The 9,252-nt window shown below is 71.2% G+C and carries 9 protein-coding genes; 5 read left to right on the forward strand and 4 right to left on the reverse strand.

The genetic code is table 11. The annotated features are described in order from the left end of the window. Positions 1 to 86: 86 nt before the first annotated feature. The 4 genes from IE246_RS14295 to IE246_RS14310 all read left to right on the forward strand — a co-directional run bounded on the left by IE246_RS14295 (position 87) and on the right by IE246_RS14310 (position 4,466). Positions 87 to 893: an IclR family transcriptional regulator gene (locus tag IE246_RS14295; protein WP_189990753.1), complete on the forward strand. Its 807-nt coding sequence runs from the start codon at positions 87 to 89 to the stop codon at positions 891 to 893. 20 nt (positions 894 to 913) lie between these two features. Beyond that, a complete protein-coding gene (locus IE246_RS14300; protein ID WP_189990755.1) occupies positions 914 to 2,719 on the forward strand; it encodes a thiamine pyrophosphate-binding protein in 1,806 nt (601 codons plus the stop codon). Next, positions 2,716 to 3,558 (forward strand): sugar phosphate isomerase/epimerase family protein, encoded by an 843-nt coding sequence (locus IE246_RS14305; protein ID WP_189990757.1) that lies wholly within the window; start codon positions 2,716 to 2,718, stop codon positions 3,556 to 3,558. Before IE246_RS14300 ends, IE246_RS14305 begins: the two co-directional genes overlap by 4 nt. A gap of 158 nt (positions 3,559 to 3,716) precedes the next feature. Further along, a complete protein-coding gene (locus tag IE246_RS14310; protein WP_189990759.1) occupies positions 3,717 to 4,466 on the forward strand; it encodes an SDR family NAD(P)-dependent oxidoreductase in 750 nt (249 codons plus the stop codon). A 133-nt stretch (positions 4,467 to 4,599) separates the two neighbouring features. Here the strand turns inward: IE246_RS14310 and IE246_RS14315 are convergent, their stop codons facing one another. Together IE246_RS14315 and IE246_RS14320 are read right to left on the reverse strand one after the other, a co-directional pair. Beyond that, positions 4,600 to 5,109 (reverse strand): nuclear transport factor 2 family protein, encoded by a 510-nt coding sequence (locus IE246_RS14315; protein WP_229837134.1) that lies wholly within the window; start codon positions 5,107 to 5,109, stop codon positions 4,600 to 4,602. A gap of 13 nt (positions 5,110 to 5,122) precedes the next feature. Further along, positions 5,123 to 5,884: a thioesterase II family protein gene (locus IE246_RS14320; protein WP_189990761.1), complete on the reverse strand. Its 762-nt coding sequence runs from the start codon at positions 5,882 to 5,884 to the stop codon at positions 5,123 to 5,125. Positions 5,885 to 6,207: 323 nt separating this feature from the next. On the opposite strand from IE246_RS14320, the gene IE246_RS14325 reads away from it, so the two are divergent. Continuing rightward, on the forward strand, positions 6,208 to 7,434 hold the full coding sequence (locus IE246_RS14325; protein ID WP_189990762.1) for a cytochrome P450: 1,227 nt from the start codon (positions 6,208 to 6,210) through the stop codon (positions 7,432 to 7,434). Between the two features lie 177 nt (positions 7,435 to 7,611). Here IE246_RS14325 and IE246_RS14330 read toward each other — a convergent pair whose 3' ends face one another. Then, entirely contained in the window at positions 7,612 to 8,784 is a 1,173-nt protein-coding gene (locus tag IE246_RS14330) for a hypothetical protein (RefSeq protein WP_189990763.1), read from the reverse strand. A 23-nt stretch (positions 8,785 to 8,807) separates the two neighbouring features. Further along, positions 8,808 to 9,053 carry an acyl carrier protein gene (locus IE246_RS14335; RefSeq protein WP_189990764.1) on the reverse strand — a complete coding sequence of 82 codons (246 nt, stop codon included), beginning with the start codon at positions 9,051 to 9,053 and terminating at the stop codon, positions 8,808 to 8,810. Positions 9,054 to 9,252: the final 199 nt, after the last annotated feature.

Raw genomic sequence — 9,252 nt, forward strand, 5'->3', positions numbered from 1 at the left:
TCGCGATACGAAACAACTTGTCAATTTCAGAAACCCATGTTTCGAATGCGGAACACCGGGAAACCGAAACGCCGGGGAGGCGTGCCGTGACCGAGCCCGACCGCGATCCCTACCTGATCGCCTCGCTCCGCAAGGGGCTGGAGGTGATCGATTGCTTCGCCCAGCGCGAGAGCTGGAGCCTGACCGAGCTGGCCGCCCATCTCGGCCTGAACAAGGCGACCGCGTTCCGGATCCTGCACACCCTGCAGGAGTCGGGGTACCTGGCGAAGGACGAGGATACCGGCCGGTTCCAGCTCGGCATGCGGTTCTATTCGCTCGGCAAGACCGCGATGCGGCACGAGCAGCTCAAGTGGCAGGCCCTGCCGCCGCTGATGAACCTGGCGGAGAGCACCGGCGAGACCGTCTATGTCGGCATCCTGTACGAGGGCGACGCGGTCTGCGTGCAGATCGTCGACGGCACCGAGCTGGTGCGCATGCACTCGTTCGTCGGCAAGCGCAGCCCGGCCCACGCCAGCGCGCTCGGCAAGGTCCTGCTGGCCTACATGCCGGACGCCGAGATCGACGACTACGTCGCGACCTACGGGCTGAAGAGCTTCACCGCCAACACCATCACCGACCCGGCGCGCCTGCGCGAGGAGCTGCGGCAGATCCGCGACCAGGGCTACGCGCTGGACGCCGAGGAGATGGCCATCGGCCTGCGCTGCATCGGCGCGCCGATCACCGACCACACCGGCCGGCCGTTCGCCACGGTCAGCCTGTCCGCCCCGTCCGACCGCATGACGCCGGAACGGATCGCCACCCTGGTGCCGCAGATCAAGGCCGCGGCACTCGACATCTCGCGGCTGCTCGGCAGCCCCGGCCTGCACCGGCGCGCCGCCGGCGCGGCCGTCTGAGCAATACCGGAGGAGACCCCATGGATCAGGCCACCAAGGCGCTGCAGAACGGCGCCGACATCATCGTCGACCAGCTCTGCAAGGAAGGCATCCCCTACCTGTTCGGGGTGTGCGGCCACGGCAACGTCGGCTTCCTGGACGGCGCCTACAAAGCCGGCAACCGGATCAAGACGATCTCGGTGCACCACGAGCAGTCGGCCGGCTACATGGCCGACGCCTACTGGAAGATCAGGCACGAGCCGGCCGCCACCTTCACCTCCTGCGGCCCGGGCTCGGCCAACCTGGTGGTGGCGCTGGCCGCGGCGATGATGGACTCCTCGGCGTTCCTGGCGATCACCGGCAACGTCCCGACCGACCAGTTCAACCGGAATCCGTTCCAGGAGACCGGTCAGTTCTACCAGGGCGACTTCCCGTCGGTGGTCCGGCCCTACGTCAAGCGCAGCTACCAGCCGACCCGGGTCGACATGGTGCCGCTGGCGGTCCGCCAGGCCTGCCAGCTGATGCGCAGCGGCCGGCCCGGCCCGGTCAACCTCGACGTGCCGCTGAACGTGTTCGTCGAGGAGGCCGAGGTCGAGGTCCCGCAGCCGATCCACCACATGAAGCAGCGCTCGCCCGGCGCCCCCGAGGCGCTGGCCGCCGCCGTCGACATGCTGCTGGCGGCCGAGCGGCCGGTGATCATCGTCGGCCAGGGCCTGATGCTGAGCGAGGCCACCGAGGCGCTGACGAAGTTCGCCGAGGCCACCAACATCCCGGTGGTGACCAGCCCGAACGGCAAGGGCTCGATCGACGACCGCCACGCGCTGGCGTTCGGCACCATCGGCCGCAACGGCACCTTCGCCGGCAACGAGGCCAGCCGCGGCGCCGACGTGATCCTGGCGATCGGCTTCAGCTTCGACGACCGCGCCACCAGCGCCTGGCTCAAGGGCTACACCCTGGCGATCCCGCCGTCGCGGCTGATCCAGATCGACATCGACACCTTCGAGATCGGCAAGAACTATCCGGCCGAGCTCGGCATCGTCGGCGACGCCCGGGCCAGCCTCGAGGTCATGGTCGAGCTGGCCAAGGCACGGCTGACCGAGCCGAACCAGCGCACCGCCGGCTGGCTGAAGAAGCTGCAGGGCGACCGCGAGATCTGGAACAGGTACCAGGGCCAGTTCATCGCCTCCGACCAGGTGCCGCTGCGCCCGGAACGGCTGATGCACGCGCTGTCGAAGTCGCTGCCGGAGAACGCCATCGTCGCCTCCGACGTCGGCGTGCACCACAACTGGGTGATCCAGATGCTGGAGACCCGGCGGCCGCGCCAACTGATCCACAGCTGGGGCTTCGCCGCCATGGGCTTCGCCACCTCCGGCATCCTCGGCGCCAAGCTGGCGGCCCCGGACCGGCCGTGCGTGGCGGTGGTCGGCGACGGCTCGTTCCTGATGACCCCGCACGCCCTGCTGACCGCCGTCGAGTACGACATCCCGGTGGTCTGGGTGGTCTGGAACAACAACGGCTACTGCTCGATCCGCGACCTGCAGGTCGGGCTGTTCGGCGGCCGCGAGCTGGCGACCGGCTTCATCCACGACGCCTCGCAGCAGCTGTTCAGCGCCGACTTCGCGATGATGGCCAGGTCGATGGGCGTGGAATCTGCCCGCATCGACCAGGCCGGCCAGCTCGAGGACGCGCTCGACCACGCCATCAAGGCGAACAAGCCCTACCTGCTGGAGGTCCCGGTCGACCGCGAGGTCCGGCCGATCGGCACCGGCAGCTGGGAGCTGCCGCCGCTGCCGCATCCGGAGCCGAACTTCCGCAAGGCGCTGGAGGCCGCGGGGCTGAAGCCGTGACCGGCCCGAAACAGGACGGATGGCCGGTCGGCATCCACACCTACTCCTACATCTGGAAGCTCTCGGCCCGCGACACGCTCGCGCACCTCGCGGACCGGGGCTACCGGCTGGTGGAGCTGCTGGTGAACCGGCCGCATTTGTGGCCGGAGGAGCTCGACGCCGGCGAACGGCGGGCGGTGGCGAAGCTGCTATCCGACCGCGATCTCAGGGTCGAGGTCCTGAACCCGCCGAGCCTGGACCTGAACCTGGTCAGCCCGTCGCCGGAGATGCGGGCGATGACCCGCGCCCACTACCGGCGGGTGGTCGAGCTGGCGGCCGACTGGGGCGTGCCCTGGGTGCTGGTGGTGCCGGGCAAGACCCACCCGCTGCTGCCGGCCCCTTCCGACCTGGTGTGGGGCTGGTTCGAGGAGGCCCTCGCGGAGCTCGACCGGCTGGCCGAGGACAACGGCCTCGGAATCGTGCTGGAGAACATCCCGATGGCGTTCATTCCGACCGCCGACGGCCTGATGAAGGCGATCGACCGGCTCGGCAACGACCGGCTCGGGATCTGCTACGACGCCGCCAACGCCACCTTCATCGGCGAAGCCCCGGGCGAGGGGCTGAAGCGGGTGGCCTCGCGGGCCAAGGTCGTGCACCTGTCGGACACCCGTCTCGACAAGTGGGACCACTCGACCATCGGCACCGGCGTGGTCCGGTTCGACGAGGTGGCGGCGGCGATGCGCGAGACCGGGCTCCAGGTCCCGACCATGCTGGAGATCATCTCGGCCCACGGCGACGAGGACATCGCCAAGAGTCACCGGGCGATCGCCGGGCTGGGGTGGGAGGCGGTGCCGCGCTAGGGCTTCACCCAGACAAAACTTGGTCCCGGCTCTCCGCGGTTGTGCCGCTCCGGCCGGGATGAGGACTTAAAGACACGCCCATCTCACCCTCATCCCGGACGCCGCAGCGCGGCGATCCGGGACCCACAACGCGACGGGCGCCACAACAGGAGGAATGCATGACGGACCAGTTCAGCGTCTCCGGCCAGACCGCGGTGGTGACCGGGGCGGCCGGCGACATCGGGCGCTGCCTGGTGGCCGGGTTGCTCGGCGGCGGGGCGCGCGTCGTCGCGGTCGACCGTGACGCCGACGGGCTGGCTGCCGCGGCCGAGCAGTGGGCCAGTGACCGGGTGACCACGGCGGCCTGCGACATCACCGACGAGAAGGCGGTCGACCGGCTGTTCGCCGAGGCGGTGCCGGCCGAGCTCGACCTGCTGGTCAACAACGCCGGGGTACTGATGCGCGCGACCCCGGACGACACCGAGTTCGAGCGCTGGCGCGCGCTGATGAGCGTCAACGTCGACGCCGCGTTCCTGTGCGCCCGCGCCGCCGGCCGGCTGATGAAGCCGCGCGGCAAGGGCGCGATCGTCAACATCTCGTCGATCGCCTCGATCAAGGCGCTGGACGGCCGGGTCGCCTACTGCACCTCGAAGGCGGCAATCGCCCACATGACCCGGGTGCTGGCGCTGGAATGGGGACCGTTCGGCATCCGCAGCAACGCCATCGCCCCCGGCTTCATCCGCACCCGCATGAACGCCGACCTGCGCGCCATCCCGGAGCGCGCCAAGGCGATGACCGACCAGGTGCCGATCAAGCGCTTCGCCGAGCCCGAGGAACTGGTCGGCCCGCTGCTGTTCCTGGCCTCGCCGGCCGCCAGCTACGTCAACGGCCACATCCTGTTCGTCGACGGCGGCCTGCAGGTGACGTGACGCCCGTCGCACCGTGGGTCCCGGCTCTCCGCTTTGCTACGGCCGGGATGAGGGAAGAAGGATCATCATTCCTCATCCCGGCCGCAGCGGCGAAGCCGCGAAGAGCCGGGACCCACGGTGCGACGGGCGCCCCTCACCCCGGCAGCCAGTCGGGCGAGTGCGCCAGCAGGTCGGTCCGCGGCAGCGGATGGTCCAGCGGCAGCGGATCGACGCGCAGCCTGGTGAGCCGCAGGAAGCAGAACTTCCAGGCCCCGTCGACCACCCGGTACTCCTCCTCGTAGTGGCCGAGGCCGTGGAAGCCGCGGTGGCCCGGCGCCTCCTTCGGGCTACGCCCTCCGCCGAGCTCCACCAGGTCCATCATCGCCCACACCCCGCGCGCCCGATGCGGGGCGATGAACTCGATCTCCGGCATGTGGCAGTGGTGGATGGTGACGGCGTCGGTCAGCCGCCCGGCGACGCCGGCGACGAACTGGTCGGCGGTCGAGCCGGTCGGGGCCGAGCCGAAGCCCTCGAACACCGTGTCGTCGGCGAACAGGCTGCGCAGCCGGTCCCACTGCTTGGTGTCGAGATAGCGGCAGTAGGCGGCCTTCAGCCGCTTGATCTCCTCGAGCGCCAGCAGGCTGTCCAGGTCGTGCGCGCGCATGGTTTCCTCTCTCTCAGGTCCGGTCGTTGGTGGTTTCCTCGGCCAGCGCCCGGGCGAATCGCTCGGGCCGGTCGGTCAGGTAGAAGTGCCCGCCGTCGAACAGCCGCTGGCTCGCCGGCCCGGCCGCCAGATCCGCCCAGCCGTCCATCTGCGCGGTCTGCGGGTCGTCGCGCCCGCCCCAGATCGCGATCGGCAGGTCGAGCGGCGGCTCGTCGCTGAACCGGTAGGTCTCGAACACCTCGAAATCCGCCTTCAGCACCGGCAGGAACAGCTGCAGCAGTTCCGGCTCGTTGCGGATCACCGCCGGGATGCCGTCGTAGCGCCGGGTCAGCTCGTGCACGAAGTCGGCGTCCGGCAGCTTGTGCAGGTCGAGCTCCGGGGCCGGGTAGTTCGGCGGCCGCCGCCCCGACACGATCAGCCGCCGCGGCAGGGCGTGGCCGGCCCGGCGCAGTGCCCGGCACAGCTCGTGCGCCAGGAACGCCCCCATGCTGTGGCCGAACAGCACCCAGTCGCGCCCCTGCACCGCCGCCACGACCGCCGGCAGCAGCGCCGCGATCAGCGTCTCCGAGCGCCGGTGCGGCGGCTCCGACAGCCGCTTGCCGTGGCCCGGCAGCTCGGCCGCCAGCAGCTCGAGGTCGTCCGGCAGCAGGCCGGCGGCCTGCCGGAACACCGTCGGCCCGGCGCCGGCATGCGGCAGCGCGACGATGCGGGTCGCGGCCGCCAGGGACGCGGCCGAAGGGGTCGGGCGGTAGCTGACGAGCCAGTCGGAGGTCATGCGGGCTGGGAGGGTCGGTGGGAGGTGCCGAATCCGTAGCATCCGGGCCGCCGCCTGTCGCCCTTCACCCGTCGACGGAGCGGTGGGTGGGTCCCGGATCGACCGCGCCGGGGCGGCGCGCTCGTCCGGGATGACGGCAAAGAGTGTGACGGGCCGTCCCCCTCCCCCTGACGTCATCCCGGAGCGGACCGCCGACGGCGGGACGCATCCGGGACCCACGCCGCGACGGGCGTCCACCCGTCTCCTCCGGCACAACCGCGGGTACCCGCCGCCGTCCCGCCATGCCACACTGCGGCGGCTCGATACACGCGACCAGGGACGCCATGAACCAAGTCGGACGCGCGGCCTTCCGGCCGCTCGACCCCGAGGTCCGCGAGGACCCCTACCCGATCTACGCGCGGTTGCGGCGCGAGCATCCGATGGCCTGGGCGACCACGCCGGCCTCGGGCTATCTCGGGTTCTGGTTCGTCAGCCGCTACCACGACGTGGTCGCCGGGCTGAAGGACAACCGGTTCGGCCGCGAGCTGGCCAAGGTGTTCCCGCCCGACGCGTTCCCGCCGATCCCGGACGAGCACAAGCCGCTGTACGGCATGATCGCCAACTGGATGCTGTTCAAGGACCCGCCGGACCACGCCCGCTTGCGCCGGATCGCCGCCCCGGTGTTCACCCTGCGCACGGTCACCGCCATGCGGCCGCGGCTGGAGGAGCTGGTCGCGGCGGCCCTGGCGCGGCTGCCGGCGAGCGGCACCGTCGACATCGTCTCCGACTTCTCCTCGCCGCTGTCGATCGACATCGTCTCAGACCTGCTGGGCGTGCCGGAGCGCGACCACCCGCTGATCCGCGGCTGGGTGCGCGAGATCACGCTGGCCCTCGACCTGGTGCGCACGCCCGAGCGGATCCTGGCCGGCAGCGCTCGGGCGCGCGAGCTGATCGAGTACTTCCGCGGCCTGGTCGCCGCCCACAAACGCGGCACCGGCGTCACCCTGATGGACCTGCTGGTGCAGGCCCGCGCCGACGGCGAATACCTGACCGACGACGAGCTGCTGGCGTCGTCGGTATTCTTCCTGTTCGCCGGCCACGAGGCCTCGTCGCTGCTGATCGGCAACGGGCTGAAGGCACTGGCCGCCAACCCGGCGCAGTACGCGGCGTTCCGCGACGGCCGAGTGCCGGCCAAGGCGCTGGTGTCGGAGTTGATGCGCTACGACAGCCCGCAGCAGATCGCCTTCCGCCACGCGCTCGAGGACCTGGAGTTCCGCGGCACGAGGATTCGCAAGGGCCAGACCATCGGCTTCGGCCTGGGCGCGGCGAACCGCGACCCCGACGTGTTCCCCGACCCCGACCGCCTGGACCTGGCACGCGACGACAGCCGGCACCTGGCGTTCGGCATCGGCATCCACACCTGCGCCGGCTCCAACCTGGCGAACCTGGAGGCCGAGATCGTGTTCAGCGAGCTGGCGAAGCGGCTGCCGGAGCTGAAGGTGGTCGGCCACGAGCGCCAGGAGAGCATCCTGGTGCGCGGGCTGACCAAACTGTTCGTGGAGGTCGGGTAGGGGCAGCGCCCGTCGCCTGGTGGGTTCCGGCTCGGCCGCGCCGGGGCGGCGCGCCCGGCCGGAATGACGTCAGGGGTGGGGAGCCGGGTGCCTACCCTTTTTTGACGTCATGCCGGACGAGGCGGGCCGCACGAGCGGACCGGATCGAGCCGGAACCCACCCGCCGCTCCGTGAGCGTTAAGCCGCTGCCACCAGCCTGTCCGCCAGCCCCTGCAGATCCACCCCTGCCCCGTCCTCCGGGCGGCAGCCGATGAGCTGCAGCCGCGCGCCGTCGTAGGTCAGCATCACCACGTCGCCGCCGCCGCGCGCCGAGCTCAGCACGATCTGCATGGGGTGGCCGTCGCCCGCATCCTCGGGGCGGCGGTACGTGGGAAAGCCGCTGATGGTCACCGCCGACGGCTCCGAGACGAAGGCGCTGCCCTCGCGCAGCAGGGCAAGCGGCAGGATCAGCAGGGCGTCGCCGGCCTCGCCGGCCTGGATGCGCTCGAAGATCGCGCCGCGCACGCCGCGCGCCGCCTCCCAGAAATCCTCGTCGGCCGGGTTCTCGGCGAACACGTGCGAGACCGCGACACCGGGTGCCTGCGGCAGCGGCGGGCGGACGAACCGGCTCATGTCGACCGCATGCGCCACCCGCCCGGCGCCCAGGAGGTCGCGCAGGGCGATCGCCACCGCGCCGTTCAGCGAGGCGCCCTCGTCCTCGATCCGGGCCTGCAGGGCGGCGGTGTCGTCCGCCGACAGCCGCACCACGTCCAGCCGGCTGCGGTTCGCCGCGGGCAGCACCGAGGCCAGCCGGTCCAGGCCGATCGCCTCCCAGCGGGCGCCGGCGCGGGCCAGCCACCACTCCTCGACCAGGTCCAGGGAGTCCTCGCCGCCGTACAGCTTCGACGGCAGCACCTCCTCGCAGGCCGGGGCGATCTCGCCGGGATGCGTGCCGGCCAGCAGGTGGTCGGCCAGCCACTGGCCGGTACGATAGTCGGCGACCGCATGGTTGACCGCCAGCACCACCGTCGAGGCGTCGCCGTGCTGCAGCACCGCCGCGTGCCAGGGCGGGTGACCCTCGGTGCCGATCCGCCGGTCGAGCAGGCGCTCGGCCACGCCGAGCCAGCCCGCCCCGTCCGCTTCCGCCGCGTCCGTCGCCGCGACCTCCTCGACCGTGCCAGCCGCATCGCTCGCCGCCCAGCGCGGCCGCTGGTGGCGGTCGAGCGTGACCACCGGCACCGCGAAGTCGCCGCCCGTCAGCGCCGCCGGATCGACCCGGCCGGCGGTGCGGGTGACGATCACCGTGTTCATCGGCGCGCCCCAGTCCATCAGCCAGAACTTGGCCTCGTTGGGGCTGAGCAGGCGATCCATGGCCGAGTCCGTTCGTCGCGGGCTCAGGCGGCCTTGCGGGCCAGCAGCTCGACCATCTGGCCGACGTTCTCGAGCTTGCCGACCTCGGCGGCGTTCAGCTTGACGGCGAACTCCTTCTCGACCGCCAGCACCAGGGTGATGTGCATCAGCGAGTCCCACTCGTCGACGTCCTTGGCGGTCATCGCCGGGAACACCGTCAGCTCGTCGTCGTCGAACACGTCGCGGAACACCTCGGTCAGCCTCGCCATGACCTCGTCCTGCACCGTCATGCCTTCCCCTTCTCCTGTGTTTATTCCGTCGCGTCAGTTTGCCCGCATGTCGGAGCGGCGGGTGGGTTCCGGAGCCGGGCGCTGACGCGCCCCCTCCGGAATGACGGAACAAGGAAAACGGTCGTCATCCCGGAGAGTCCGCGCAAGCGGGCGGCTCCGGGACCCACGGCGCGACGGGCGTCTCGACGCGATCGCATAC

Origin of the sequence: Thalassobaculum fulvum (assembly GCF_014652915.1) — a bacterium.
GTDB lineage: Bacteria > Pseudomonadota > Alphaproteobacteria > Thalassobaculales > Thalassobaculaceae > Thalassobaculum_A > Thalassobaculum_A fulvum.

Excerpts from the sequence above, each read along its gene's own strand:
- IE246_RS14300 (WP_189990755.1), top strand. The coding sequence starts at position 914 with ATGGATCAGGCCACCAAGGCGCTGCAGAACGGCGCCGACATCATCGTC.
- IE246_RS14310 (WP_189990759.1), top strand. The coding sequence starts at position 3,717 with ATGACGGACCAGTTCAGCGTCTCCGGCCAGACCGCGGTGGTGACCGGG.
- IE246_RS14315 (WP_229837134.1), bottom strand. The coding sequence starts at position 5,109 with ATGCGCGCGCACGACCTGGACAGCCTGCTGGCGCTCGAGGAGATCAAG.
- IE246_RS14320 (WP_189990761.1), bottom strand. The coding sequence starts at position 5,884 with ATGACCTCCGACTGGCTCGTCAGCTACCGCCCGACCCCTTCGGCCGCG.
- IE246_RS14325 (WP_189990762.1), top strand. The coding sequence starts at position 6,208 with ATGAACCAAGTCGGACGCGCGGCCTTCCGGCCGCTCGACCCCGAGGTC.
- IE246_RS14330 (WP_189990763.1), bottom strand. The coding sequence starts at position 8,784 with ATGGATCGCCTGCTCAGCCCCAACGAGGCCAAGTTCTGGCTGATGGAC.
- IE246_RS14335 (WP_189990764.1), bottom strand. The coding sequence starts at position 9,053 with ATGACGGTGCAGGACGAGGTCATGGCGAGGCTGACCGAGGTGTTCCGC.